This is a genomic window from Aquimarina brevivitae (assembly GCF_004216895.1).
In the GTDB taxonomy this organism is placed as follows: Bacteria; Bacteroidota; Bacteroidia; order Flavobacteriales; family Flavobacteriaceae; genus Aquimarina; species Aquimarina brevivitae.
The window spans coordinates 120878-146111 of the sequence record NZ_SGXE01000003.1 but is presented as its reverse complement, the minus strand read 5'-3'; the positions used below and the strand labels follow the sequence as shown (position 1 = coordinate 146111).

Genomic DNA, 25234 nt, shown 5'->3' with positions numbered 1-25234 from the left:
ATAAATCATGAAAACCTGTATTTTGAAATAAAGATTTATTATTAACTGTAATTTTAAAAATACTTCAAAAACAGACTGTGATAAACAAGAAAAAATGAATTTATTAACCGAAAACGTTTTAGTTTTTTAACAAATTAGGTTATTAGATACATTAACAATAGCTTTGAGTATAAAGAATGATAAAAAAGGTGAAAAATATCGCAGTTTTGACCTCTGGTGGGGATGCGCCAGGGATGAATGCAGCCATTCGATCAGTGGTGCGTGCTTGCAGTTACTACAATCTTAATTGTTTTGGTGTTTACAAAGGTTATGAAGGATTGATTAATGGAGAAATAGAGCCTCTTAATGCGCGTTCCGTAAGAAATATTATTAATAGAGGAGGTACTTTTTTAAAATCTGCCAGATCTAAAGCATTTAGAACGGTTGAAGGAAGACAAAAAGCCCACGATAATTTGAAGAAACATAATATCGATGCGTTAATAGTAATCGGTGGGGATGGAAGTTTTACAGGAGCATTAAAATTGTCTAAAGAATTTGATTTTCCTGTGGTAGGTATACCAGGTACCATAGATAATGATATTAATGGTACAGATTATACAATTGGCTACGACACTGCATTGAATACCGTTGTCGAAGCTATTGATAAAATAAGGGATACTGCCAGTTCTCATAACCGGCTATTTTTAATTGAAGTTATGGGTAGAGACGCTGGGGATATTGCTTTAAATGCAGGTATTGGCGCAGGAGCAGAAGAAATTTTAATCCCAGAAGAAGATCTTGGTGTAGAGCGTTTATTAGATTCTTTAAAAAGAAGTAAAGTTTCGGGTAAAACATCAAGTATAGTTGTAGTTGCAGAAGGAGATAAATCGGGTAAAAATATATTTGAACTAGGTGAATATATTGAAGAACACTTACAAGGATATGAAATTAGAGTTTCCGTTTTAGGTCATATTCAACGAGGTGGCGCTCCAAGCTGTTATGATAGAGTATTAGCAAGTAAATTAGGCGTGGGAGCAGTAGAGGCCCTTATGGATGGCAAGCGAGAAATTATGGTAGGTATAGTGCATAAAACCGTAACTCAGGTGCCACTAACCACTGCCTTAGAAAAAAGAATACATAAACATGATCAGCTCATTAAAGTAGCTGATATAACATCAGTATAAAAATATAATATACGAACCACTAAAAATAAAAATATGAGTACCTTAAAATTAGGAATTAACGGTTTTGGAAGAATAGGAAGAATTGCTTTTAGAATTGCAGCTAAAAGAGATAATGTTGAAATAGTTGGTATTAATGACCTCTTAGACGTTGAGCATTTGGCGTATTTATTACAATATGATTCTGTTCACGGAAGATTTGATGGTACAATTGAAGTGAAAAATGGAAATCTGGTAGTTAATGGTAAAGAAATAAGAGTTACTGCAGAGCGAAATCCAGAGGATTTGAAATGGGATGCTATAGGTGTAGATGTGGTAATGGACTGCACCGGGATTTTTACAACTTTAGATACTGCAAATGCACATCTCAAGGCTGGAGCAAAAAAAGTAGTCATTTCAGCACCCTCTAAGGACGCTCCTATGTTTGTTATGGGTGTAAATCACAAGGATGTTAAAAACACAGATACGATAGTTTCCAATGCGTCTTGTACAACTAATTGCTTAGCTCCATTAGCGAAGGTAATTGATGATAATTTTGGTATTGAAGAAGGTTTAATGACGACCGTACACGCTACAACAGCTACTCAAGCTACAGTAGATTCGCCTTCAAAGAAAAATTATAGATTAGGAAGGAGTGCGATGACTAATATCATACCTTCCACCACTGGTGCTGCTGTAGCTGTGACAAAAGTGATTCCTGCATTAAAAGGAAAGCTTACCGGAATGGCATTCAGAGTACCAACTGCTGATGTTTCTGTTGTAGATTTAACAGTAAGAACGAAGAAATCAGTATCTTATGATGATCTTAAGAAAGTGATCAAAAATGCATCAGAAAATGAACTAAAAGGAGTGCTTGGATATACGGAAGAGGATGTTGTTTCTCAAGATTTTGTCGGAGAATCTCATACCTCTGTTTTCGATGCTAACGCTGGTATAGCCTTGAATGATAATTTCTTTAAACTTATTGCCTGGTACGATAATGAATTTGGATATTCAACGAAGTTAGTTGACTTATCAACGCACGTAGGTAACTTATAATATTGATTACCCTGAGTCAAGCACTCAGGGTGTTCATTTGCTTAACTACAAATAATTTTAGAATGATTTTATTAGCTGATGGAGGTTCCACAAAATGTGATTGGATATTATTAGACCAGCAAGGTGAAATAGTCTTTAAAACAAGGACTGAAGGATTAAATCCTGCTGTTTTTGCACAATCACTTTTAGAAGAGCGTCTAGAAAAAAATGAAGAGCTCAGATCTCATAAAGATAAAGTACAAGCTGTACATTTCTATGGAGCTGGTTGTGGTACCGAAAAACCAAGAAAACTTTTAGAGCAGGTGTTTAAAGAATTTTTCACCAAAGCTGATATAATCGTCAAAGAAGATATGGTTGCCGCAGTGTATGCAGCTACTACAGAACCGGGTATTGTATGTATTTTAGGAACAGGCTCCAATAGTTGCTATTTTGATGGTGATAAAATTCACATGGCAGTAGATTCTTTAGGCTATGTGTTGATGGATGAGGCTAGTGGTAATTACTTTGGTAAACGATTAATCAGGGATTATTATTATAAACGAATGCCGCCTGAGGTTGCTGAAGATTTTGGGAAACGATTTGACCTTTCTTCGGATAGTATTAAAGAAAATTTATACAAAAAATCAAATCCTAACACGTATCTCGCTTCATTTGCAGAGTTTATTTTTACCAGTGAGCGAAATGGATATTTCTATAAAATAATTACTGAGGGTATCCAAGAGTTTGTAGAAAACCGAGTGCTTTGCTTTCCTGAGGCACAGAGTGTACCTATTCATTTTATTGGTTCTATAGCTCATTTTAGTGAGGATATCATCAGAGCTGCAGTATGGCCTTATCATTTAACGGTCGGTAATATTATTAGAAGACCAATCGATGGCATCATTGATTATTATCGCAAGGAGGTCATTGGAAAGCTAGAAAAGAAATAGTATCGCTTTATTGAACCTTAGTCTCATATATTTCTTGATAAATAGCAGTTATTTGTTCAAATACGCTGGTTAAATTATTAGTGATTTCATAGAGGTCTCCAATATCAAATTGTTTAGAAAATAGATTGCTTTCTTCTTCTTTGATTCCTTTCCAGTGAAATAAAAGTTGCGCAATATGCATTCTTGATTTGGAATTGTTGAAGTCACTTTCTAAAAGCTTAATGATACTCAATTCAAATTCTTCATACACTTCTTTAACATGGGTTATGTATCTGTCGTTTGCGTTATTAAAGTGTTTAGAAGCTAAATAGTACAAGCACATTCGCTGTGCTAGCATTCGCTGTCTGCCAGAAATGTCTACAATCTCAATCAAATTTTCTGTTGCAATTTGTCTAGAACTATCTGCCCTGGAAAATACCTTCTGCTGGTAATATTCACTTTCAATTTCTCGTACTATATTATTTGAGTGAGTTAAGAGAGAAGTGTTGTATTCTATGATATACCTGGCTGCTGTAGTGTCATTGGCGCGTTTTAATTGGCGATAAAAACTTTTCCACTCACGTCTTATTTCTTTAAAATGATGCGTGTAATTTTTTCCTTTAAAATTGTTGGATAAATAATCAAGTTGACTTAAAAATCGGGTAACAGAAGAATCTATTTCTTCTTGAATTACAAAGTTATCATAGCCTAACAATTTAAAAAAGTAAGCTTTGGATAACTTTTGAGTAAGCATTCGTTGCCTACCCGCAATATTAACCGCCTTACCATAACTTATCTTTTTATCTGTACTTTGTTGCCCCATACAAGATAAGCTAAAAAGTATCATAAAAAGTACTCCTAAGTATTGACGCATAGATAATTGCTTTACTTCTTTCAGCTAATTTAAGATACGCTTTTTTTTTGACTATAGGTTGTGTTATTCTAAAAAGGAAGAAACGCTATTTGCTATTTAGAAATTGAATAGCTGGGTTTTAATCTTATGAATTTTGTTCCAAAGCCTCCTTGAGCAATTGATTAAGGGGCGAAGAGTAGTTAAACTCTATTGCTTTTTTTCGGGCCTTTTCTGACATTTTTTTCCAGGTCTTTTTAAGAATAGATACAACTTTTTCGTCAGTATGTTTATGAATAAAATCCTCTGCATAATACCTAAGAAATACCAAGCAGGCTACGTCTTCTAATAACTGTACTTCCCAATCTTTTTTCAATTGTTTTTTTTGAAGCAAAAAAGACACTCGCTGTATCGTGTCTGCATCATAATCTAACTGATGTAGTAAGGATGAGGTTTTGTCAGCATGAAATTTTTTTAGATCTTCTCTCCATTGTAAATATCCTACTCGATCTTTTGGGTATCTACTTCTTGGAATTTGCCATCTACAAATATGCTGAGCTCTGGTGGCAATGAGCAAGGCAAGAGAAGGCGCTCTTACATAATCAATAAGCATTTGAGTCATACGTCTTCCATATATCAATTCCTTGGGTAAAGCTTTTGATTTGACCATTTCTTGATTAGGATCTTCCGCGTTGGCCTGATCTATTAGGTCATAAGTTTTATTTAATTTAGTAGTATTCATTAGCTTAATACCTAATCAACGGAAATTATCTATAAAAAAAGTGCGTACACTTCATATTGTTGAATGAATTTAGTTTAAAACGGCATAATAATCAAATAGATGACTACTAAAGTTATGCAAAACTTAGTGTTGAAGCCTTAAAGTCTTAGTGACTTTAAGTGTTTCTTGTGTTGCCGGCCACCTATTTGTGGCCGGTTTTTTTAGCTATAAGATTCGGATTTTAATGCTTTACTTGATCCTAATACCATAATATAGATAGCACTTTTTTTTGGAAATCATAATAATCCTTCGTTAAACGTAAATTTAATAAGGGTTCTTTTTGTGAGTTTTATATAATTCATAGTTTTACATATCAAAAAAACAGGGTGTTTCGATAATAAAACATAGCTTTTTAAAGTTACACCTTGAGATGTAAGGGGCTCCAGTTTATTAGTAACCAAATATTGTGATATGAAATTAGATGAAATTATTATGGCTTCAGTTACCGAGTTTCTAAATTTAGAAGTGCATAAGGAAACGGAAAATTTGGATTTGGGTTCAAAAATAGAAATTGTTCAAAAGCGAATAGAAGATATAATGAAAAATGGTCCAAATCCTGAAATTAATATGCCACCACCAAGTAAAGGGTTTGAATATGAAATGTTTTTTAGCAGTAATCCCAATGATTTAATAAAAATAGATGGGTGGATTCCTATCGAAACAAATAAGTTGGGAGACAAAGAACAAATCAAGCATTTTATTGAAATCGGATTGATTAGAAGAATAGAACCAGTTTTTGCCTAGATTATAGAGTATTATACAAACTCAATTTACTCAACAAAGAAGCCGATTTTATAATCGGTTTTTTTTGTGCTTAATTTGGTTCTTTTACTATTGGTATGGTTCAAAATTAATGTTTAATGTTAATAGTTATGTTTAAAACTATTTTTTAGTACCAACATTTTCAAGCGTATTTACTTTTAATTTTAACACCAGGTAGCTTTAATTGATTGTTGCTTATGATAGCAAAGGTAGAACCTATGAATATTACTACGGAATACGTCTTATTGACAGATGATCAAAATTATGTGGTTGAGTATCTTATTGGAGAATTGATACTTTCAACTAGTATTACTGAAGCAATGAAGTTTAATGATGAGAAGATAGCGTTAAAGTTTAAAGATAGATTAAAGCAAAGTTGTCAACTTACATTAAGTGTTAATACCTATATTGATTAATACTTATAATGAACAGGACTGATGAGTCTATATATATAATCTAAAATTGGGTCTGTTCCTTTTTTTAGATCTTCGACTGTTAGTTTAATATACTTGTCTGGTAAAATACCCTTATGCTTTGGCAAGGTATTATCTGTTACATAATGCATCACCTTTTGCATAAATAAAACAACAACAATTTTAGAATTAGGTAGCTCATAATATATAGGATAATCACCGATATGTTGATAGTATCCACCACCAGTTTCCTCGCCTAAAACTAAAATTTCAGGATTATTTTTGGCATTTAACACAAATTCAGTACCTGCCGAGAAGGTGACTCCACTTGTTAATACATAGATGTTTTTTCCTTTAAATTTATTTTTGTTAGGAACCATTATAGTTTCTAATTCGTCAAATTTTATCTCCCATCCATCAATAACAGGATGTTGATGAAACTTAGATCTCAGGTATACATCTCCATCTCCCGGTGCTCTAATAATATGATCCTTCTCCGGTATGGATAATGTGGCCACAAATTCGCTGATTCGCTGTTTAAAAATAGCATTTGTCAAAAAACTATAAAGGTGGATGGCATTAGGTCTGTACCCTCCATCATTGTTTCGTACATCAATGACTAAGTGTTCAATTTTTCTTTTATTTATTTCTTTAAAAATTTTCACCAATTTAGACTTAAAAGGCTTAATATCAACACTAAATGAGTTCACTACTAATATTGCTGTTTTTAGGGCGTCTTTATAAATTACGTAGGGATCTTTATTGCCTATGTATTTTTCGAAATACCTGATGTCATTTTTTTGTTGATGAAATGCAGCAAAGTACGAGCTTCGCTTAGCGTTTCTTAACCTCACCTTTATAAACGGTTCTGCAAGTATAACTTTGCTTTGTAATATGCTGTTATCTTGGCTTTCATAAGAAACTTTAAACTCTTTAACTATTCCAAACTCATAGGCGTAGAACAGTCCAAATTTAAGTTCTATTTCACGGTGCTTACGGGATAAATTATGTCCGTCAGTAGGGACATATTTCTTTAATCTAGCTAATATCGTGGGTGCGGGAATATCATTTATAGCGGTTATTTTTGTCCCTACAGGGAGTTCAAAATCATTGGTATCCGTATAGAATTCACCATCAATAATCTTAACTATAATAGGAAAATAGTAGGTTTGAATCTTTAATTTCTCTGGTGCGAATAATTGCAAATGACCATCTCCTATGGGGTCAGAGATTTTTAATAATTTCTTATATAATTCAATATCGGTGATGCTATCAGAAAGATTAGTTTTTTCTTTGGTAAGTAGTTGCGATAAGAGGTCCTTTGAGATATGATCATAAAGTCCAGGATGGGCTTGTAGTAAAATGTTTTCAAAAACAGTAAAATCTTCTTTTGCTTTTGAAGCTCCTAAAGTATACTGCCCTTCAGCTAATTGCGGCAAACATAGGAAGCAAAAACAGTAGATAATATATTTCAAAAATTAGGTCTTTAAAAGATTAACGATTATGTGTGTAAAATGTTATATGAGTTTAGGGGTTAAAAATAATTATAGCATATAAAAAAGGCACGATTATCGTGCCTTTTTTATAACTGAAAATATTTTCTACGCGTTCTAATTCATTCTTCTCAACTGTCTTTTTATTTTTTTGATTGCGGATTCAATTGATTTTTCAGGTTCAATAACGTTGTATTCTCCCCAAAACTCGGGATCCGAAAAACCTTCAGCTTCATCGGCAAGTACGACAGATGATTTTAATCGATCACGAGCTTTAAGCGTTTCATTTTCATTAGTACGCCAGTCTGTTATCGCCATTTCAACATCTAATTGATATTTAGAATTGAATAGTCTTTTATCCCAGTCAATTTTTACTTCGAGACCAATTCTCCCATAATTATAATACCACCTACCTTTATGTTCTCTATAATTGATATCATAATTAGCCTCTGTAATGTATACGTCAGCATTAGAAGGCTTTCTTCTCACAAACATTTCGCTTACTTCTTCTTCGTTTTCTGTGTTAAGCTTAAAAATAGCTCTTTTCAAAGCTAGCGATTCCGCATCGATATATAATTTTCCTTCATATAAGGGATCTATAACATTAGGCTTTTGCTTAAATTTCAGTACATAGATAAATTTGTCATCTAGTTTTGTAGTGGGGGCAAAGCTGAAGTCATAATATTCCAACATGTTTTGGGTAAAAACGTTATCTGGGTTTTTCATTAAATCAATATAAAGCGTACTACTAGGTCCTCCCTGAAGTTTTACAGCAACTGTATCTAACCTCTTATAATCTGCACTTTTTCTGGCTTTGAACAATTTTATCAAATCATTTTTACCGGACACATAAGGCCGTTTATAAATATCTACCACTGCCTCAGATAGGGATACATATGTTCTTCGTTTACGGATAGCTTCTCTGTAAAACGCAGTCATTATTGTGTTTTGATCAAAATAATTTTCACCTTTTTTGTCCATAACTGCTCTTATTAAAGCTTCAGGATCTTTAGGGTTGATATTAACTTCTGATAACTCCGTTATGGTTTTATCTACTTTTATTTCAAAATCATCTTTGGTAAAGTTGGCCAATGGCACCGCCTTATCTTGATAGCCTAAATACGAAATACGTATATAGCCAGATGCTATGTTTTTTGGGATTTTTAATAAAAATACCCCATCACTATTGGTTACTGTGGAAATATTGCTGTCATCTAAAGATACTGTAGCAGCAGTAAGTGGGTCATTGTTGTCGCTATCTACAACTGTACCTTTATATTCTTTAAAATCTTGTTTTATATCTGCTTCTTGAAAGGCAAATAAAAAGCTATTGGCCGTAATTGAAAGCCATAGTAGCAAAAGCCAATTGTAAATTTTTCTTTTTTTATTCATAATAAATAATCGTTTTCTTTTTCTATAGTAAAAGATACTAAATTCTAGCGAAGTATATTAAAGCTTCTTAGTTAAAAACTATTAATGATATCCTAAGTGATCGCCAAACCAATTTTTCAGTTTGATATCTAATATCTCAGTAGTAAATGGTTTTGTAATATAATCGTCTAGCCCTTGTTGGGTGTATTTCTCAGCATCCCCGGGCAAGGCATTAGAGGTAAGGGCAATTATAGGTGGAACATTTTTATAGTTCTTTCGAATAATTTTAGTGGTTTCAACTCCATTTAACTCTGGTAAATTGATATCCATTAGAATAACGTCGTATTTACCTTCTTCGAACATGTCTAAAGCTTGTTGGCCATTTTTAGCCACATCTGTAGTGCAACCCAAAAACTTTAATATTTGTTTAGATACCAAAATGTTTGTTTCAGAGTCTTCAACCAATAAAACATTGAGATTAAGCGGCTCTTTTTTTAGGGTTAAGCTTTTGTTTTTTTCTTTTTTAAGTTCAACATCGGTTTGTTCGGCGGTGTATGTAAACCAAAATGTGCTGCCACTACCTTCTTTACTAGTGACTCCAATCTGCCCCTTCATTAATTTAACCAGTTTTTTACTTATTGCAAGACCTAAGCCACTGCCAGTACCTGACAAGGTAACCTGATTATTGAATTGATTAAATCTACTAAAAAGGTTTTTTTGATCTTCGTGGCTTATTCCAATCCCAGTATCTATGATTTCAACAAGTATCGTAAGTACTTTACCTTTTTTAGCTTTAAGAGATGCTTTTATATGTACTTCGCCTTCATAGGTAAATTTGATGGCGTTACCAATAAGATTCGATAATATTTGAGAAAGTCGATTCTCGTCTGCCAAAATTATTTCGGGTAATTCATCTGCATAGCTTGCATTTAGTTGAAGCCCTTTGGCTTTGGAAGTAGCCAGGAATAGTCCAACATTTTGATCTATGAGATCTTTGAAGTTGATGATGGCAGGGATGAGACTAAATTTTCCGGATTCAATTTTAGATAGGTCTAAGATTTGATTGAGAATATTTAATAGGTTTAATGAAGACTCTTGTACTGTAGAGACATATTCTTTTTGGATATCTGTCAGTTCAGTGTTTTTTGATAATAAATCGATCATGCCTACAACACCAACCATAGGAGTTCTGATCTCATGGCTCATATTAGCTAAGAAATCTTGTCTTGCTTTGGCTGCTTTTTGTATTTGTAAATTTTTTTCATGGAGCTTGTCTAGGTTTTTACCTGCTATCCAGGCAAAGAATCCCAAAAATAGTGGGGCGGTGTCAATGATATAATGAATGGGATTTATTCTTTGAACATTGAGAAATGATCTTAATGCAAATGGTAATTCCAATCTATAGATATCTAAGGTTGTAGCTAAGAAAGGAAAAAGGAGTCCAAAAGCAGCACCATACAATGCGTATTTAACAGCTTCAGATTTCTGTCTGGAAGTACTACTCATAGTAATTTTTAATCATATAGGGATTACATTATTCTTAGTGACTAAGCTAACTTTATAGTGATCAGCGCTATATAAATATACCAATTTTATCGAAACAAAGTTTTATCCCCCTATAGAAATCATACTTCTATTGGCAGTATGTAATTCTGGGTTATCAATTTTTTCAGGGGTATCCATACCTGCTCTTGCAAATTTTTTATTGGCAATAGCTTTTTTGATAATAGGTACTATATTTTTACCATCTCTAAGAGGCTCAAGCAGGGATAATTCGTCACCAGAAAAAAGACAATTTTTAATCTTTCCATCAGCGGTTAAACGTATTCTATTGCACGTATCACAAAAGGGATTGGTTATGGAACTGATAAGCCCAAAACTACCTTTAAAGTCGGTTATGGTATAGTTTTTTGAGGTATCGTTTGGTGCATCAGTAAGTTTATTGACCTGCAAAGGATATGTTGCATAAATAATATCAAGTACTTGCTTATGTGGTACTAATTTTTCTCTGTTCCATTGATTACCGTCAAAAGGCATAAATTCTATAAACCGAACATTAATGGGTGTGTTTTTTGTTAAATTAATAAAATCAATGATTTCATCATCGTTGAAACCTTTGATGAGCACCACGTTTATTTTTACTTTAAAATTATATGCTAATAGTAAATCAATATTCTCTTTTACTTTTTGAAATTCATCCCTACGAGTGATTTGTTTAAATTTTTCTTGTTTCAAGGAATCAAGACTAATAGTAATGTTTTGCATATTAGCCTGCTGGAGATCTTTGATATATTTATCAATTAATACTCCATTTGTTGTTATGGATAAGGTTACTGGCAGGGTCGATAATTGATGTAAGATATCTTTGAAATCTTTGCGCACCAAAGGTTCTCCTCCGGTTAGTCGAATTTTATTGACGCCCAAATCAACGAAAGTTTTGGCGATAGTATATAATTCCTCACTATTCATCAAATGACGCATAGGTGTCAAAGGAATACCTGCTTCGGGCATACAATAGGTGCATCTTAAATTACACTTTTCAGTAAGTGATATTCTTAGATACGAGTGTTTTCGTTCAAATGTATCTTGTAATATGTCTTGTGATGATTTCAAATATGATTTAGTTTGTGTTAGTATCGTGTCGTTCTCCCTGAAGTACTTTAAAAATATGAAGTACCGAAGGAAATATGGCATCCATTGATTCTTTAGCTCCATTGGTTGATCCCGGTAAGGCAAGAACTAGACTTTTTCCGATAACCCCAGCAACGCTTCTAGAAAGCATAGCATAAGGCATTCTATCCTGTCCATAATTGCGGATAGCTTCTTCGATTCCCGGTATTCTTCGATCCAATAAGGGTAAAATTGCTTCAGGTGTTTGGTCCCTAGGTGAAAGTCCTGTCCCTCCAGTAAAAATGATGAGGTCAGAACGTGTTATTCCTCGATTAACTTCTGTTTGTATTGCAGATTTTTCATCTGGGATAATACAATATTCATCTATAGTAACATTACAACTTTTAAGTTTAGCAATGATTGCTTTTCCTGCCTTATCTTCTTTTTTACCTTGTGATATAGAGTCTGAACATACTACTACAGTGGCAGAGTATGATGCGCCTGAATCTTTGTAGGAGGATTTACCTCCTTTTTTTTCGAGTAGCTTTATGTTTTGAATTTGAACATTCTTATCCACCGGTTTGAGCATGTCATACATGGTTAGCGCAATAACAGATGCCCCGTGCATGGCTTCTACTTCAACACCAGTTTTATAAATCGTTTTGATGCTTAGCTCAATTATTATTTTTAGCCCCTCAATTTGATATTGAACTTCTGTGTGCTCTATAGGAATAGGGTGGCAGTCTGGTATGATGTCACTGGTTTTTTTAACTGCAAAAAGTCCAGCGGTCTTAGCCATTTCAAATACATTTCCTTTAGGGATTGTATTGTTTTTTATAGCTTCAATTGTAGCTTCTTTGCTTACGAAAACAGTTGCTTGAGCTATAGCCTGTCTTAGCGTCGTATTTTTGTGCGTGATATCAACCATTTATGTATTTACTTTCCATTGGTGAGACTCATCACTAAATATTTCTTTTCCATAAATCGGTGCTTCTTTTTTGATTCGCTCTACCAAATATTCGATAGCCTCAAAAGTAACTTTGCGGTGTGGTGCAGAAACAAAAACAAAGAGGCAGATTTCTCCTTGATAAACCGTACCCAAACTATGATAAATATGCATGCAGCTAAGGTCAAACTTCTCAAAGGTTTCTTCTCGTATGGTATACATTACTTCATTTGCCATATCCTCATAAGCAGTGTAATTTATGGCTTTGACCTCTTTATTATTTTGCTGATCTGCACGTATTTGTCCTAAAAAAATATTATGTGCTCCAATTGCTGTTTTAGACTGATGTTTTGCAATGGAATTGGCAATAAACTCAGGCGGTATCGGGCCGTTTACAAATACAGATTTTATTTTTTTCATGAATTAATTCAATTTAATTTTCACTGATAATTTAATGGTTTGTATTATCCTCCGGAAAAAGGGGGGAGTAATGCAATTTCTGCAGCTTCATCGATACTTTGATTAGTTTCAGAAACTATCGATTTATCTACAGCTACTTTAAAGGATTGGTCTTGTAATGCATTATAAGAATTACTCAAATGATCAAGTAAGTCTTTAACTGTTTGACCAGGTTTAATTTCGAGATGTTCATCACTTTTACCGGTAATCTCTGCTAATGGACCAAAATACAATATTTTAATAGTTCTTGAGGGCATTCGTAAATTGTTCAGGTGTGTTGATATTTTTTACATATTGATTTAAATGCTTATTATGAATTGTTTTCGTTTTTACTTGACTTAAGGCTTTTCTAACACTTAATTTATCTTCCACGATGGTTTGGTGAAGGAAGTTGCTTAGCTCCTTTTTATAGATTCCAATAAGCGGATTATTTTTATAGTGTATTACTTCATAGTTAGGATTGTTGTGAAGTAATAGCGATTCAAAAACCTTTTTGTTAATAAAGGGAGTATCACAACTTACGACAAAATTGACTTTGGTTTTGCTGTGGTACAAACCTGTATAAATACCACCCAAGGGGCCTTTATTTTTTATTAGGTCCGGGAGAACATACTCATATCGCTTATGATGATTTAAGTGATCAGATATAATCATTTGATGATCAGTTATTTCTTCAGATGCCTCAAGAATATGATCTATAAAAGTCTTTCCTTTTAAAAGTTTAAGTGCTTTATCTTCACCCATGCGTTCACTGTTGCCACCGGCAAGAAGAATTAAACTATATGTTGAGTTATCAGTGCTCATCTGTAGATGTTAAGGTCTCTATTTCATCTTTAAGAAAGGCCATACATTTCTTATTAATAGCTTCAAATTTGTTCATCATATCCAATCCATAGGGAGTAACAAATGTACCCCCGCCATTATTTCCCCCGGTTACAGTAATTACTACGGGTTCTTTTGCATTTTGATTCATAGAATCAATCAGACTCCAGGCTTTTTTATAAGATATTTGCATTTTCTTAGCAGCTTTGGATAACGAACCTTCGGTGTGTATGAAGCGTAAAAGTGAAACTCTACCGTAACCTAGAAAAACACCTGCTTCACCTTCAATCCATATTCGACTTTTAATAGTATACATCAAATAACCGTTATTTCCATAAAGATATAACGAAAAAGAAGTATAGAAAAATGACTTTTGATTTTTTATGACATTTTTAGCTTCCTAGTTTTGCTTATGTTACAGTAATTAAGGGAGTAGATAAACTTCAATATTTTCTCCAGCCTGTAAACTGGTTAGGTTTTCAGGTATATAGGCGAGTGCGTTAGCTACTGAGTACGTATGCAACATCGATGAATTTTGTCCTTCTAAAATATGACATTCGCCATCTTTTACCTGTGCCTTTAAAAATTGGGCTCTTGAACCGGGTTTTGATAACGCTTTTGATAGTTTAAAAACTGCTTTTTTAAGTCCGGTATGAGGATATCCTAAAAGTCTATGAAGCAAGGGTATTACATAAATGTAAAAGCAAGTAAGTGAAGAAGCTGGATTTCCTGGTAAGGCGAAGATATAGGTTTGGTCATGAGTGCCAAAATATAAGGGCTTACCAGGTTTTTGGTTTACCTTGTAAAAAGTTTGTTTTACAGCTAATTCCTGGAGCGCTTCTTTAACAAAGTCATAGTCGCCAACGGATATTCCACCGCTTATTAATATAAGGTCATTATTAGCCATAGCATTTGCAATGGTATTAACGGTACTGGGATAGTCATCCTGAACCTTATAAGTGGTTATGCCGTTTATACCTGCTTTACTTAAACAAGCTTGTAGCTGTATAGTATTACTTTCATAAATTTTGCCAGTTGGCAAAGGATTACCAGGTTCCACAAGTTCGTTTCCTGTAGTAATTATTCCTACTTTAGGTGCTGGTAGGATGGGTACTTTAGCAAAGCCAAGCCCAGCCAAAAAACCAATAGCAGCAGGTGTTAACATTGTCCCTTTTTTTAAAGCGATATCACCTTCTTTGATTTGTTCTCCAACAGGTCTAATATTTTGGTTTGCTGTATAGTTTTTGGTGGCAATAAAATAATCACCTTTTCTCTCTGTATGTTCTTGTATTATAATACAATTAGCAGTTTTTGGTACTGGCGCACCTGTAAAAATTCTTACGGCTTCTCCCTGAGCCAGCTCGATGTCTACAGCATCCCCAGCTTTTATTTCTCCAATGACCTTGTAGGCTGCAGAATTGTGTAATTGTACTGCATATCCGTCCATAGCAGATTGACGAAAAGGGGGCATGTTAATTTTAGAAACAGTGGTGCGCCCTAAGATCTTATACCCAGCATCGGACAAGGGAACTTCCTGTATTTTATGGCTAATTGGGATTTGTTGTATAAATGAAATGGCTTCGGGTACAGATATCATTACGTTGTATTTGACCCAAAAATAAAAAATCCGCAGTACAAACTGCGGATTAAATTTTTTCCTTTACTTCTTTGTTAAGATTATCCTTTAAAGACAATTTTCTTTAATTTGTAACCTTCTATTTTAATTAAATATGTTTTTGGATCAACATAATTATGAATATAATCGTCAACTTTTCCTTTATCTAATAGTCTTCCTGACATCGTATATAAACTATAGGTAAGACCTTGAGGAACTTCTTTGATATCTTTAAATGTTTTTTGTCCGGCGTCTTGCTGACACGTATTGTCTGCTAAAAATCTATTGATAAAACTAATTCGACCACTTTCACTTCCTTCTAAAGTAATAGTAGCAGAGCTATCTACATCGATAACTCCTTTACCTGTTAGATCTCCTAAGATAATTAAACAAGCATTTCTAATTTTTAATCTTGCGCCTGCTTCTAGGTGCAAGCTTTCGGTTATAAAAATAACGCCTTCATCGGTGTTTTCATCAAGTCCATCAATCACCGTATCTTCGGTCACAGACATCAACTTACTGGTTATGTCAATTTTTACATTGGCAAACGCCACGAACGTCATCATCATTAATAGTAGGGGTAGTGCTTTTTTCATAGGTTCGGTTTTTAGGGTTAAACCATTGTTAAGTAAGAATTTTCTTATAAATATATAATTTAATTCGTTGTATAACTTAAAATCAACGACAAGATACGTAAAAACATTGTATCAGCCCAAGTAATTTTACTTTTTTTCAGAATTTACCCGGTGTAATACTTATAAGATAGCTAAAAAGCCTTTAAATACGGTGCTTAACATAATTTTAATAATTGTTTTGTTTTTTAAAATATGGGTTACAGATTACTGTTTTTGATTAAAAATAGGATAGTCTAAGTAAACTACGCTTATCGGTTGACAATTGTCGTTTATTTTTGTATTTTTGTCATAAAACATATCATGAGTGCAGTTACTCCATTAGAGCAAGACGGTTTTACAAATAAAGGATTGCTTCGTTACCTTAACATTGATATTCCGTTGAGGAATATTTATGATTTTATCGAATTATCCAGAAATGGTATTGATAAAAAGTCTTTGCTGCATTTGGCAAAAACTATTGGTTTTGAGCTAAAAGAATTAGCGCTTATATTACATATGTCAGAACGAACCTTACAGCGATATGCGCTTAGTAAAAATTTAGGTGTTGAGGCCAGTGCTAAAGTTCTTCAACTCGCCAAACTATACGCGAAAGGAGAAGCTGTGTTTGGTGATTTACCAAAATTTAAAAAATGGATGGAGCATCCCAATTATGCATTAGCCATGAAAAAACCAAAGGAGCTTTTGGATACCACATTTGGTTTTCAACTTTTAAATGAAGAATTAGTTCGAATTGAACACGGTATTTTTGCGTAATGCTGCTTTATAGAATATCAAAGCAAAAATATATTAGTGACCTATCTGGTATAGGCGCTAAAACAGTAGGTGGACGATGGAACCCCAAAGGATTATCAGTACTATATACCAGTACTACTATCGCATTAGCTACTCTTGAAGTTTTGGCACACATACCAATTGCTTACTTTCCAAATAATATGGCTTTGGCTACTATCAGCGTACCAGATGAATTAATAACTACAATCGATATTGAAAAGCTTCCGAAGGATTGGCATAAAGTTCCAGGACCAATAGCATTACATAAAATTGTAACAAAATGGGTTGAGGAAGATACTTCATTAGGGCTTAGAGTCCCTAGTACCATCGTGCCTCAGGAATATAATGTTATCCTTAATCCATTATCATCAAAATATTCAGCATTAGAACTTTTAAAAACTGAAGTTTTTAGCTTTGATTCCAGGATACTGAAGTAGAGATTTCAGTTTAATTTGTTGTTCTTAAAATACTTAACGGTTTTTAACAAAACATTGTGAGTAACGATTCTTACATTTACGCGTCAAACAAGAGATAATTAATTCATAACTTATTTTACTACAATGAATAAAATAATTAAAGGAGCTTGTTTTTTTGCTGCTGCTACCATGGTATTGGTGGGCTGTAAAGAAGAAGCTAAAAAAGAGGAAACTGCGGCTATTGATGCAAAGTTACCTGGAATAGTTTTAGAAAATATGGATACTTCTGTAAGTCCAAAAGATGATTTCTATAACTACGTAAATGGAAATTGGATGAAGAATACTGAGATACCTGAAGATAGAACCCGTTGGGGTGGTTTTGGTGTGCTCAGAAAATCAACTGACGAAGATGTCTTAGAAATTTTAAACAGTGCAAAAGAAAGTAAAAAATACGGTCCTGAAACAGATCAGGCTAAAGCTATCGCAATTTTTGACACTAAACTAGATACCGTAGCTCGAAATGAAGCCGGTATAAAGCCTTTGCAACCAGCACTTGAGGCTATTGCCGGGATTAAGAATCTAGAGGATTTACAAACAGTTTTAGCATCAAACCCTTCAGTGTCTTCGCCTTTCATTAGTTTAGGAGTACAAGGAGATTTGAATAATAGCGAAATGAATGCCGTATATCTTGGTGGCAATGGTTTAGGCCTCCCGGATAGAGATTATTATTTGGATCAAGATTCGAAATCTAAAGAAATACGTGAAGAGTATAAAAAGCATATTGTAAGAATGTTTAAAATGCTAGGGGATTCAGAAGCAGAGGCAGAAAAAAGTGCAGCTAAAATTTTGGCAATGGAAACGCAGTTGGCGGAACCAAGATTTACTAAAGAAGAGCGCAGAGATGCTCGTAATTATAATAATCCAAGAACTGTTGAAGAAGCGGATCAATTACTTTCTTCAATTGATCTTAAAAAGATGATTTCAGATCTAGGTATTACTAAAGAATTTGATACCTTATTTGTAACTCAAATAAAATACACCAAAGCTTTAGATGATTTCTTAAAATCAACTCCAATTGAAGATATCAAGACCTTAGTGAAATGGGACACTTTTAATAGTGCTACAAGTAGATTAACTACGGATATCGAAAGAGCAAATTGGGAATTTTACAGCAAATATTTAAGAGGGCAAAAGCAACAGCGACCTGCGGATGAAAGAGCCTTAGCGACTGTAAATGGTACAGTGGGAGAAGCGTTAGGTAAGTTATATGTAGATGAAAAATTTCCACCAGAAGCTAAGGAAAAGGCGGAGAAAATGATTGCGAATGTAATAAAGGCTTTTAAGGTAAGAATTGAAAAGTTAGATTGGATGACGGATACGACCAAATTAAAAGCTATTGAAAAACTTGACAAGTTTACTGTAAAAATAGGGTATCCAGACAATTGGGAAGATTACTCTAAGATGGAGGTTTCTATGGATAAGTCCTATTTTGACAATATGACTGCTGTGAGTAAGTGGGCTCAAGAAAAACAATTTGAAGAAATTGGAGAACCTGTTGATAAAACAGAATGGGGTATGTCACCACAAACAGTAAATGCATACTTTAACCCGCTATTTAATGAAATCGTTTTTCCCGCTGCTATTTTACAACCACCGTTCTATAATTATACTGCTGATGAAGCTGTTAATTATGGGGGAATTGGAGCGGTAATAGGTCATGAAATTTCACATGCCTTTGATGATTCCGGAGCACGTTTTGACGCTAAGGGTAATCTTGTAAATTGGTGGACAGATGAAGATCTTGAGCGATTTACTAAAAGAGGAGACGCCTTAGCAGAGCAATATAGTAGTATCGAAGTTATGGACAGTGTGTTTATCAATGGTAAATTTACGCTGGGAGAAAATATTGGGGATTTAGGCGGTGTATTAGCTGCGTATGATGGTCTACAAATGCATCTTGAAGAAAATGGAAGACCGGGCAAAATAGATGGATTTACACCAGAGGAAAGATTCTTTATGTCTTGGGCAACAGTTTGGAGAACCAAGATTAGAGAGGATGCATTAAGAACTCAGATTAAAACAGATCCACATTCTCCAGGACAGGTTAGAGCGATTCAACCCCTATTAAATGTGCCAGCATTTTATGAAACTTTTGATATTAAAGAAGGTGATAAAATGTACTTAGCTCCAGAAGAAAGAGTTACTATTTGGTAATTTAAAATATAGAGTAATTATAGTTAAAAACCCTGAATGTTATATTCAGGGTTTTGTTATTATTAGAAGTTAACCTTCCTTAATCTCATTTAATAATAAAAAAGCACTATTTACATATTCTTTTTCAAGAAATAGGGTAAAATAATTTGAGGTAGAAATTATTTCAAAAACGGGTATACCTTCATAGGCTAGTAACCTAAATATGTAAAAGTATAAACCGATACTTTTAGAACTGTCATCAGGTAAGGCGATTGACATAGAAGATAGCTCATCCATTACAGAAATACAGGTTTCTTGTTTAAAGTGCTCTTCTACGGTTTCTTTTAGGGTAGAAGACACTAAGATATTGCTTTCTTGAAAGTTACTCGAATACGTAAAATAGGTTTTACTTTTATCCTTAACGCTATTTAAGAGATTAGCTTGACTGTCTAAGATGGTATTGGAATTTAAAAAAGTATATTCCGTAATTCCAGACCGAACTACTATATCTCCTAAGTTTCTTAGATTTTCTAAATTTTTTATGCGTTTAGGATGATATCTTCGCAATGCCATAATGATAGAACCTGGTTTAACTGGTTTTCTCATAATCTTTTCTACCTGAGGTTGTAAATCTGTGGCAAGTGAACTAAAATTAATGATATCTCTGTGTAAGGCATCTTCTAAAAAAGGTTGGTGCTTTATGATATCGTGTACGCAATCCGTAATTGTTTTCATTGTTATTTATTTAACAAACTGTACAAATATATACTTTTTATATTAAAATATTTATTCCTCCTTCAATTTTAATTAATTATGCAGTGTATTCTAAGATAAGACACATTATGAAAATTTTAAAATTCGGAGGAACATCAGTAGGATCTGTCGAAAATTTAATTCGGGTAAAAGATATAATTACCAATGATGAGGAAAGAAAGATAGTAGTTTGCTCCGCGATGTCTGGAGTTACAAATCAATTGGTTCGTTTAGTAGATAATGTAAAATTTAACGATACCGAAGCCATTGCCAGAAATCTTCATAGTTTAGAAGATAAACATGTAGGAGTCATCGAACAGTTATTCGTAGACGGCAACCTAAAAGACAAACTGAAAGAGAAAATCTCAGCGCTCATAACCGACCTATATGGTAAGGCTAGTGCTCCATATGGTAGTCATACATACTCCAGTATCGTAACTTATGGTGAATTTTTATTGACAACTATCTTTTCTGAATACCTGTTATCTTTGGGCATTGAGAATACATTTTTAGATGCTAAGGATTTTATGCACGTTTCTTGTGTTGAAAATCCTGATATATCTAATGTCGGTACACAGCTTCAAAAACTACTTACCAATTCCTCTCAACTCTATATAACACAAGGTTTCGTATGTAGGGATCAAGAACTAAATATTAGTCACCTTAAAAGAGGAGGTAGTGATTATACGGCAACTATTATTGCTGCAGCTATTAATGCAGAAGAAGTAGAAATTTGGACGGATATCGATGGACTACACAACAATGATCCTCGTTATGTAGAAGAAACACATCCAATTTCGCATTTGACCTATAACGAAGCAGCGGAGTTAGCCTATTTTGGTGCTAAGATATTACATCCACAAACTGTTTCTCCGGTAGTAGCTTTAGATATTCCCGTTACTTTAAAAAATACTTTTCAACCCGATGCGCCTGGAACAATCATAAGTAATACCACCTACAAAAAAGGGCTAAAATCAATTTCTGCTAAGGACAATATAACAGCTATAAAAATAAAGTCCAATAGAATGCTGATGGCTCATGGGTATCTTCGAAGAATTTTTGAGGTTTTTGATAAGTTTCAAACATCGATCGATATGATTACCACCTCAGAGGTTGCCATTTCCATTACTATTGACGATACAGCAAATTTGGATCAAATTTTAGAAGAAATAGAACAATATGGAGAAGTTACAGTAGAAAGTAATCATAGTATTATTTGCATCGTGGGTGAGTCCGTAATTAATGATAAGCATACCCATAAGCTTTTTGAAATATTGAGATACATACCTGTGCGTATGATTTCCTATGGAGGTAGTAATAATAATATATCATTATTGGTAGATACCAAGGATAAGATTTCTTCTTTACGATTTTTAAACGAAAAACTGTTTCAAACTCATCGTGAGGCGGTAGTGTAGTTGTTTGTTATAATTTTAGATGAGACCATAAAAAACAGAGGTTGTACACGAACCTATCGGCATACGTATATTATCCTAATAGTGTGCAACTTCTGTTTTAATTTTGTACTCCCAGTGTTTTACAGATCTGGGATTATTTTTTTCTAGCCGATAGTTAACATTTTTTTTACTTTTATGGAAAATCTAACTCATGCTTATAAAAGTTTTTGGAAGCGCTGTCTTTGGGGTTGAAGCAACGACCATAACTGTAGAGGTTAATATTGATAAAGGAATAGGCTATCACTTAGTAGGACTACCTGATAATGCCATTAAAGAAAGTAGTTACAGGATAGCTGCGGCATTACAAAATAATGGATACAAACTTCCGGGTAAAAAGATAACTATAAATATGGCTCCTGCAGACCTTAGAAAAGAAGGTTCTGCTTATGATTTAACCCTAGCCATAGGTATCCTGTCCGCGAGTAATCAAATTAAACCTGAAAAGGTAAGTGATTATTTGATTATGGGAGAATTATCATTGGATGGAGGTCTACAGCCTATTAAAGGAGCATTACCCATAGCCATTAAAGCACGAGAAGAAGGATTTAAAGGATTTATTTTGCCTGAACAAAATGCGAAAGAAGCCGCAATAGTGGATAATCTAGAAGTTTATGGTGCTGAAAACATTAAACAAGTTATCGATTTTTTTGAAGGTAAAGAGGGTTTGGAAAGAACTACAGTAGACACGAGAGAAGAATTCTATAAAGAACTCAATAATCCTGAATTTGATTTTGCGGATGTAAAAGGGCAAGAAAGTATTAAACGTTGTATGGAAATTGCCGCTGCTGGTGGTCATAATATCATTCTTGTTGGTCCTCCAGGAAGCGGAAAAACCATGCTCAGCAAGCGATTACCTAGTATTCTTCCTCCGATGTCTTTGCATGAAGCTTTAGAAACTACCAAGATTCATAGTGTGGCAGGTCGCATCAAAGAAAATGCTGGCTTAATGGCTCAGCGTCCATTTCGAAGTCCACACCATACCATTTCAGATGTAGCATTAGTTGGAGGAGGTGCCTACCCACAACCCGGTGAAATTTCTTTATCACACAATGGGGTTTTGTTTTTAGACGAACTACCAGAATTTAAAAGAAGTGTTTTAGAGGTAATGCGACAACCTCTTGAAGATAGAGAAGTAACTATTTCTAGAGCGAGGTTTACGGTAACTTACCCGTCAAGTTTTATGCTAGTAGCTAGTATGAACCCTAGTCCGGGGGGCTATTTTAATGATCCTGATGCACCAGTTACATCTTCACCTGCTGAGATGCAGCGCTATTTAAGTAAAATTTCGGGACCCTTATTGGATAGAATCGATATCCATATTGAAGTTACCCCAGTACCTTTTGATAAACTTAGTGAAGAACGAAGAGGGGAACCTAGTGTGGAGATTAGGAAGCGAGTAACAGCAGCAAGAGATATTCAAACCAAGCGTTTTGAATCACATCCTAATATACATTATAATGCCCAGATGAGCGTAAAACAAATTCGTGAGTTTTGTGTTTTGGACCAAACTTCCAAAGACTTATTAAAAACAGCGATGGAGCGCTTAAATCTATCCGCAAGAGCCTATGATAGGATTCTTAAAGTAGCTCGAACAATTGCAGATCTTGATACTTCCGATGCAATTCAACCGAGTCATATCTCAGAAGCGATCCAATATCGAAGTTTGGATAGAGATGGTTGGTTAGGATAAGCAAAGAGCTAATTTTTTTATTTACAATATAAATATTCCTAGGAACCCTTAGGGATATTTTTTTATAGCTCCAACAGTTTAGGTCACTACTAATGCTCTATTATTATTTAAAACAAGTAATGCTAAAGTTCGTTTTAGCCGTATTCCTAAATATTAATTTCGGTTTAAAATTCAGTTAATCAAACGGTTATGCTTTGTAGCTTTTTGGTTTACTGTAAAACAGTAATTGCCAAGGGTTATTTAACCCATAGAAATAAAGTCTTTTACCTATTAAGATTAGGGGGTTTAACTAGGCTTATTTTTAACGTTTCATTATAGTTTTATATCAACCAAGTTTGCACAATCCCCCTGTGTAAATTAAACAAACAGTAACAACCACCCCAAATCTGTTTCGGAATACGGTAAAGTAATTAGTACCCGCGAATTAGCGTAAGGCAAATTCTTGGAAAATATAATGATTCTTAAAAAGTAGGGCTACATGATTTTTGAAGTATTGCAAATAGTAACCGAAGAGTTAAATACATTTTTTGATGCTGAAATTGATGAAAAACCAATTTCATTAGACAACATAGCATTTATTGAGTCCGAACAGGGCAATCAAGGCGATACAAACAATGTATTACTTACGCTTTTACATATACAAGAAGAGCCAACATTAAAAAATATTTCAAATCACCACATAGAAGGTACTAAGGTTGTGTATAAAAATCATAAAGTGAACCTTAACCTTTTTATCATGTTTGCTGCAAATAAAGACACCTACACCGAATCCTTAAAACATATCTCCAAAGTGATTGAATTTTTTCAATCCAAAAGAATATTTACCCAGGCTAACACCAATTTTGATAGAGATCTTGAAGGAATGGATCAAGTAAGCGATTTCAAATTTACGGTAGAACTTTTTACCCCCTCTTTTGAAGAAATGAATTTCATCTGGGGTACTCTTGGTGGCAAGCAATATCCCTCAGTTATTTATAAAGTGAGCGTATTACAAATTGAAAGAGATGTTACACAATCTGAAGGTAGCTTGATTACAGAAATTAATGGTAGTATAAATCGAAAATAATGGCTTTTAAAATACTATATAAAACTTTATTTAATGTGCACGTATTGCACTCTTATTTTCTTAATAATGGAGAGGAAATGTTTAGTAGTATGCCAGGTGATGAGCAAAAAAAACTACTTGCTACCTATAATTACCAAGAGTTTTTAAATATACTTCCAACCCCAGCTTGTAAAGAATCATTGCGAAATCATGGCTTAGTTTATAGACAGCAAAATGATCGCATTTTAGTATTGGCCAAAGTAGAAGAACAGGGCGATGATTATAAAACTGTAATACGACTTCCCGAAGACTTACAACTTAACTTTTATATCTATAAAAAGGATTATTTATTTGACAACTACACTTTTTTAAAAAGTAGAGAGAATAGATTCTTCTATTTTACCAATGCTAAACCAGCCGCTGAAAGTAATCCATACGCATATATACCAGCATTTACCGATACTGATTTAATTAGTGAAGATTTTTTGCTCACTGAAGCAGTAACGAGACAAGTGTGGTATGATATCCAAATAAACAATCAAAATACCACTACAGGATCCGAAGTACAATTGATGTTAGAATTAGGTCCATCAGATATAACAACGCCAGCGGGGCAGTTGATAATAAACCAGTCTATTGAGGGAGCAAAAAGTAAAGGGTTATTAGGAGTACTATCCTTAAAAATGATAGGTGATAATGCTATAGATCTTATCACAGTAGATGATACAGACCCTCAGGATATTAAAAGCCTGGTTATTGATCCTGTACCATCCTTTAAATTACATTTTGACAATCAAAAAACCATCTGGAAATTTATCAATAAAGCTGCGGCGGAAGAATTGGAGACTAGCTCATTGAAGCCACTGACCTTAAAAGGTTTTATAGAGATTGATCCTGATACGGATATCACACCCCCATTACCCTCGGATATTGAAAAGTATAAATTTCCAAATCCAACGGCAGATATCATAAAAAGTGTAACTGATGAAAACACAAATATAACAACAACATATTCTGAAATTTTTATTTAAAAACAATTTTTAATT

At 34.0% G+C, this 25234-nt stretch carries 26 protein-coding genes; 12 read left to right on the top strand and 14 right to left on the bottom strand.

The window, feature by feature from the left end; genetic code table 11:
- The first annotated feature begins 176 nt into the window (after window positions 1-176).
- The 3 genes from pfkA (at window position 177) to EV197_RS12965 (ending at window position 3127) form a co-directional block, all read left to right on the top strand.
- Window positions 177-1163: a 6-phosphofructokinase gene (pfkA, locus tag EV197_RS12975; RefSeq protein ID WP_130287219.1), complete on the top strand. Its 987-nt coding sequence runs from the start codon at window positions 177-179 to the stop codon at window positions 1161-1163.
- Window positions 1164-1196: 33 nt separating this feature from the next.
- Window positions 1197-2198: a type I glyceraldehyde-3-phosphate dehydrogenase gene (gene gap, locus EV197_RS12970; protein WP_130287218.1), complete on the top strand. Its 1002-nt coding sequence runs from the start codon at window positions 1197-1199 to the stop codon at window positions 2196-2198.
- Between the two features lie 62 nt (window positions 2199-2260).
- On the top strand, window positions 2261-3127 hold the full coding sequence (locus EV197_RS12965) for a BadF/BadG/BcrA/BcrD ATPase family protein (protein ID WP_130287217.1): 867 nt from the start codon (window positions 2261-2263) through the stop codon (window positions 3125-3127).
- Window positions 3128-3134: 7 nt separating this feature from the next.
- On the opposite strand, the gene EV197_RS12960 is transcribed toward EV197_RS12965, so the two are convergent.
- On the bottom strand, window positions 3135-3980 hold the full coding sequence (locus EV197_RS12960; protein ID WP_130287216.1) for a type IV pili methyl-accepting chemotaxis transducer N-terminal domain-containing protein: 846 nt from the start codon (window positions 3978-3980) through the stop codon (window positions 3135-3137).
- A 124-nt stretch (window positions 3981-4104) separates the two neighbouring features.
- Window positions 4105-4698 carry a DUF4202 domain-containing protein gene (locus EV197_RS12955; RefSeq protein WP_130287215.1) on the bottom strand — a complete coding sequence of 198 codons (594 nt, stop codon included), beginning with the start codon at window positions 4696-4698 and terminating at the stop codon, window positions 4105-4107.
- A 450-nt stretch (window positions 4699-5148) separates the two neighbouring features.
- Here EV197_RS12955 and EV197_RS12950 point away from each other — a divergent pair, with 450 nt between their 5' ends.
- Together EV197_RS12950 and EV197_RS12945 are read left to right on the top strand one after the other, a co-directional pair.
- The gene (locus tag EV197_RS12950) at window positions 5149-5481 is read left to right on the top strand and encodes a hypothetical protein (protein WP_130287214.1); all 333 of its coding nucleotides are present in this window, start codon (window positions 5149-5151) and stop codon (window positions 5479-5481) included.
- Between the two features lie 215 nt (window positions 5482-5696).
- Complete coding sequence (locus EV197_RS12945) at window positions 5697-5915, top strand: hypothetical protein (protein WP_242610735.1); 219 nt, start codon at window positions 5697-5699, stop codon at window positions 5913-5915.
- Here the strand turns inward: EV197_RS12945 and EV197_RS12940 are convergent.
- From EV197_RS12940 to EV197_RS12890, 11 genes are all read right to left on the bottom strand, one after another.
- Entirely contained in the window at window positions 5912-7387 is a 1476-nt protein-coding gene (locus EV197_RS12940; protein WP_130287213.1) for a S41 family peptidase, read from the bottom strand. The genes EV197_RS12945 and EV197_RS12940 overlap by 4 nt on opposite strands.
- Window positions 7388-7522: 135 nt before the next feature.
- Complete coding sequence (locus EV197_RS12935) at window positions 7523-8797, bottom strand: carboxypeptidase-like regulatory domain-containing protein (RefSeq protein ID WP_130287212.1); 1275 nt, start codon at window positions 8795-8797, stop codon at window positions 7523-7525.
- An 81-nt stretch (window positions 8798-8878) separates the two neighbouring features.
- Entirely contained in the window at window positions 8879-10282 is a 1404-nt protein-coding gene (locus EV197_RS12930) for an ATP-binding protein (protein ID WP_130287211.1), read from the bottom strand.
- 102 nt (window positions 10283-10384) lie between these two features.
- Entirely contained in the window at window positions 10385-11389 is a 1005-nt protein-coding gene (gene moaA / locus EV197_RS12925) for a GTP 3',8-cyclase MoaA (RefSeq protein WP_242610734.1), read from the bottom strand.
- Window positions 11390-11396: 7 nt separating this feature from the next.
- The gene (gene moaCB / locus EV197_RS12920) at window positions 11397-12314 is read right to left on the bottom strand and encodes a bifunctional molybdenum cofactor biosynthesis protein MoaC/MoaB (RefSeq protein ID WP_130287209.1); all 918 of its coding nucleotides are present in this window, start codon (window positions 12312-12314) and stop codon (window positions 11397-11399) included.
- On the bottom strand, window positions 12315-12752 hold the full coding sequence (locus tag EV197_RS12915) for a molybdenum cofactor biosynthesis protein MoaE (protein ID WP_207224214.1): 438 nt from the start codon (window positions 12750-12752) through the stop codon (window positions 12315-12317).
- A 44-nt stretch (window positions 12753-12796) separates the two neighbouring features.
- Entirely contained in the window at window positions 12797-13048 is a 252-nt protein-coding gene (locus EV197_RS12910; RefSeq protein ID WP_130287208.1) for a MoaD/ThiS family protein, read from the bottom strand.
- Window positions 13029-13595 (bottom strand): molybdenum cofactor guanylyltransferase, encoded by a 567-nt coding sequence (gene mobA / locus EV197_RS12905; protein ID WP_130287207.1) that lies wholly within the window; start codon window positions 13593-13595, stop codon window positions 13029-13031. The genes EV197_RS12910 and mobA overlap by 20 nt, the downstream gene beginning before the upstream one ends.
- Entirely contained in the window at window positions 13585-13929 is a 345-nt protein-coding gene (locus tag EV197_RS12900; RefSeq protein WP_130287206.1) for a winged helix-turn-helix domain-containing protein, read from the bottom strand. Before EV197_RS12900 ends, mobA begins: the two co-directional genes overlap by 11 nt.
- Before the next feature lie 108 nt (window positions 13930-14037).
- The gene (locus EV197_RS12895; protein ID WP_130287205.1) at window positions 14038-15210 is read right to left on the bottom strand and encodes a molybdopterin molybdotransferase MoeA; all 1173 of its coding nucleotides are present in this window, start codon (window positions 15208-15210) and stop codon (window positions 14038-14040) included.
- A gap of 80 nt (window positions 15211-15290) precedes the next feature.
- On the bottom strand, window positions 15291-15824 hold the full coding sequence (locus EV197_RS12890) for a hypothetical protein (protein WP_130287204.1): 534 nt from the start codon (window positions 15822-15824) through the stop codon (window positions 15291-15293).
- 339 nt (window positions 15825-16163) lie between these two features.
- Between EV197_RS12890 and parS the strand changes: the two genes are divergently transcribed.
- From parS to EV197_RS12875, 3 genes are all read left to right on the top strand, one after another.
- Window positions 16164-16616 carry a type II RES/Xre toxin-antitoxin system antitoxin gene (gene parS / locus EV197_RS12885; RefSeq protein ID WP_130287203.1) on the top strand — a complete coding sequence of 151 codons (453 nt, stop codon included), beginning with the start codon at window positions 16164-16166 and terminating at the stop codon, window positions 16614-16616.
- Complete coding sequence (locus tag EV197_RS12880) at window positions 16616-17071, top strand: RES family NAD+ phosphorylase (RefSeq protein WP_130287202.1); 456 nt, start codon at window positions 16616-16618, stop codon at window positions 17069-17071. The genes parS and EV197_RS12880 overlap by 1 nt, the downstream gene beginning before the upstream one ends.
- A 123-nt stretch (window positions 17072-17194) precedes the next feature.
- On the top strand, window positions 17195-19264 hold the full coding sequence (locus tag EV197_RS12875) for a M13 family metallopeptidase (RefSeq protein ID WP_130287201.1): 2070 nt from the start codon (window positions 17195-17197) through the stop codon (window positions 19262-19264).
- A 69-nt stretch (window positions 19265-19333) separates the two neighbouring features.
- Here the strand turns inward: EV197_RS12875 and EV197_RS12870 are convergent, their stop codons facing one another.
- Window positions 19334-19978: a hypothetical protein gene (locus EV197_RS12870; protein ID WP_130287200.1), complete on the bottom strand. Its 645-nt coding sequence runs from the start codon at window positions 19976-19978 to the stop codon at window positions 19334-19336.
- 107 nt (window positions 19979-20085) lie between these two features.
- Between EV197_RS12870 and EV197_RS12865 the strand changes: the two genes are divergently transcribed.
- The 4 genes from EV197_RS12865 (at window position 20086) to EV197_RS12850 (ending at window position 25219) form a co-directional block, all read left to right on the top strand.
- Window positions 20086-21414 carry an aspartate kinase gene (locus tag EV197_RS12865; RefSeq protein WP_130287199.1) on the top strand — a complete coding sequence of 443 codons (1329 nt, stop codon included), beginning with the start codon at window positions 20086-20088 and terminating at the stop codon, window positions 21412-21414.
- Between the two features lie 190 nt (window positions 21415-21604).
- On the top strand, window positions 21605-23143 hold the full coding sequence (locus EV197_RS12860) for a YifB family Mg chelatase-like AAA ATPase (RefSeq protein WP_130287198.1): 1539 nt from the start codon (window positions 21605-21607) through the stop codon (window positions 23141-23143).
- 478 nt (window positions 23144-23621) lie between these two features.
- Window positions 23622-24209, top strand: a complete 588-nt coding sequence (locus tag EV197_RS12855) for a Pvc16 family protein (protein WP_130287197.1) — start codon at window positions 23622-23624, stop codon at window positions 24207-24209.
- Window positions 24209-25219 carry a hypothetical protein gene (locus tag EV197_RS12850; RefSeq protein ID WP_130287196.1) on the top strand — a complete coding sequence of 337 codons (1011 nt, stop codon included), beginning with the start codon at window positions 24209-24211 and terminating at the stop codon, window positions 25217-25219. The genes EV197_RS12855 and EV197_RS12850 overlap by 1 nt, the downstream gene beginning before the upstream one ends.
- Window positions 25220-25234: the final 15 nt, after the last annotated feature.

Excerpts from the sequence above, each read along its gene's own strand:
- gap (WP_130287218.1), top strand. The coding sequence starts at position 1,197 with ATGAGTACCTTAAAATTAGGAATTAACGGTTTTGGAAGAATAGGAAGA.
- EV197_RS12910 (WP_130287208.1), bottom strand. The coding sequence starts at position 13,048 with ATGCCCTCAAGAACTATTAAAATATTGTATTTTGGTCCATTAGCAGAG.
- EV197_RS12875 (WP_130287201.1), top strand. The coding sequence starts at position 17,195 with ATGAATAAAATAATTAAAGGAGCTTGTTTTTTTGCTGCTGCTACCATG.
- EV197_RS12870 (WP_130287200.1), bottom strand. The coding sequence starts at position 19,978 with ATGAAAACAATTACGGATTGCGTACACGATATCATAAAGCACCAACCT.
- parS (WP_130287203.1), top strand. The coding sequence starts at position 16,164 with ATGAGTGCAGTTACTCCATTAGAGCAAGACGGTTTTACAAATAAAGGA.
- EV197_RS12965 (WP_130287217.1), top strand. The coding sequence starts at position 2,261 with ATGATTTTATTAGCTGATGGAGGTTCCACAAAATGTGATTGGATATTA.
- EV197_RS12895 (WP_130287205.1), bottom strand. The coding sequence starts at position 15,210 with ATGATATCTGTACCCGAAGCCATTTCATTTATACAACAAATCCCAATT.
- EV197_RS12850 (WP_130287196.1), top strand. The coding sequence starts at position 24,209 with ATGGCTTTTAAAATACTATATAAAACTTTATTTAATGTGCACGTATTG.
- EV197_RS12880 (WP_130287202.1), top strand. The coding sequence starts at position 16,616 with ATGCTGCTTTATAGAATATCAAAGCAAAAATATATTAGTGACCTATCT.
- moaCB (WP_130287209.1), bottom strand. The coding sequence starts at position 12,314 with ATGGTTGATATCACGCACAAAAATACGACGCTAAGACAGGCTATAGCT.
- EV197_RS12865 (WP_130287199.1), top strand. The coding sequence starts at position 20,086 with ATGAAAATTTTAAAATTCGGAGGAACATCAGTAGGATCTGTCGAAAAT.
- EV197_RS12860 (WP_130287198.1), top strand. The coding sequence starts at position 21,605 with ATGCTTATAAAAGTTTTTGGAAGCGCTGTCTTTGGGGTTGAAGCAACG.
- EV197_RS12960 (WP_130287216.1), bottom strand. The coding sequence starts at position 3,980 with ATGCGTCAATACTTAGGAGTACTTTTTATGATACTTTTTAGCTTATCT.
- EV197_RS12890 (WP_130287204.1), bottom strand. The coding sequence starts at position 15,824 with ATGAAAAAAGCACTACCCCTACTATTAATGATGATGACGTTCGTGGCG.
- EV197_RS12930 (WP_130287211.1), bottom strand. The coding sequence starts at position 10,282 with ATGAGTAGTACTTCCAGACAGAAATCTGAAGCTGTTAAATACGCATTG.
- EV197_RS12900 (WP_130287206.1), bottom strand. The coding sequence starts at position 13,929 with ATGTATACTATTAAAAGTCGAATATGGATTGAAGGTGAAGCAGGTGTT.
- EV197_RS12950 (WP_130287214.1), top strand. The coding sequence starts at position 5,149 with ATGAAATTAGATGAAATTATTATGGCTTCAGTTACCGAGTTTCTAAAT.
- EV197_RS12935 (WP_130287212.1), bottom strand. The coding sequence starts at position 8,797 with ATGAATAAAAAAAGAAAAATTTACAATTGGCTTTTGCTACTATGGCTT.
- pfkA (WP_130287219.1), top strand. The coding sequence starts at position 177 with ATGATAAAAAAGGTGAAAAATATCGCAGTTTTGACCTCTGGTGGGGAT.
- mobA (WP_130287207.1), bottom strand. The coding sequence starts at position 13,595 with ATGAGCACTGATAACTCAACATATAGTTTAATTCTTCTTGCCGGTGGC.
- EV197_RS12945 (WP_242610735.1), top strand. The coding sequence starts at position 5,697 with ATGATAGCAAAGGTAGAACCTATGAATATTACTACGGAATACGTCTTA.
- EV197_RS12855 (WP_130287197.1), top strand. The coding sequence starts at position 23,622 with ATGATTTTTGAAGTATTGCAAATAGTAACCGAAGAGTTAAATACATTT.
- EV197_RS12915 (WP_207224214.1), bottom strand. The coding sequence starts at position 12,752 with ATGAAAAAAATAAAATCTGTATTTGTAAACGGCCCGATACCGCCTGAG.
- EV197_RS12955 (WP_130287215.1), bottom strand. The coding sequence starts at position 4,698 with ATGAATACTACTAAATTAAATAAAACTTATGACCTAATAGATCAGGCC.